2 protein-coding genes are annotated in these 729 nt (G+C 45.1%); both read left to right on the top strand.

Going from position 1 to position 729, the window contains the following annotated elements:
* A partial coding sequence (locus tag A3763_RS17525) for a transposase (protein ID WP_156495148.1) occupies positions 1-382 on the top strand: 382 nt, incomplete at its 5' end.
* A gap of 101 nt (positions 383-483) precedes the next feature.
* The coding region (locus tag A3763_RS27080; protein WP_197482948.1) for a transposase zinc-binding domain-containing protein at positions 484-729 on the top strand (246 nt) is incomplete at its 3' end.

The following is a 729-nucleotide window of genomic DNA, read 5'->3' on the forward strand; positions in this document are numbered from 1 at the left end:
GAAAGAATATAAAATCTGGTTGGATAACTCGATTCTGCAGGTACCGCCTAAATCGGCCTTGGGCAAAGCACTCGCATACAGTTTAAATCAATGGCCAAAGCTGACACGCTACTTAGAAGATGGTCATCTGAATATCGATAACAATCGTGCAGAAAGAGCAATCAAACCCTTCGTGATAGGGCGAAAAAACTGGTTATTCTCAAACACCACTAGTGGTGCCCATGCCAGCAGTGTACTTTACAGTATTGTTGAAACAGCAAAAGCGAATAACCTCGTGCCATTCGATTATCTGCATCAGATTCTTAACGTATTGAGCGAGCGTGACGATGATGACACTCTGACAGCTCTGTTGCCCTGGAATGTTAGTTTAGAAGTTAGATGACAGGTGTGCTTCGCGTGACGCTTACAAAATTACGGCCAATATTCGCTAAGTGAAGCTTCTTCTATATGCTGTATGTATAAACAGTATCAAGGAGGATGCTCATGTCACCGGCAAGGAATGTCTGGGCGAGTCAAGCACCATACTATGAACGCCATCAGCCCGAAAAGACGCTCCTCTATCAATTGGTTCAGGAACATTATCCTGTCTTTAAGTCCTCGTTGGAGGGTCAGGGACAAAGCTTGCCTCGTTACGTTCAGAGAGAGTTCGAAGATTTTCTCCAATGTGGTCGGCTGGAATATGGCTTTTTGCGTGTCCGCTGCGAGGATTGCCATCATGAACGATTGGTG

It is taken from the genome of Oleiphilus sp. HI0128 (genome assembly GCF_001635365.1).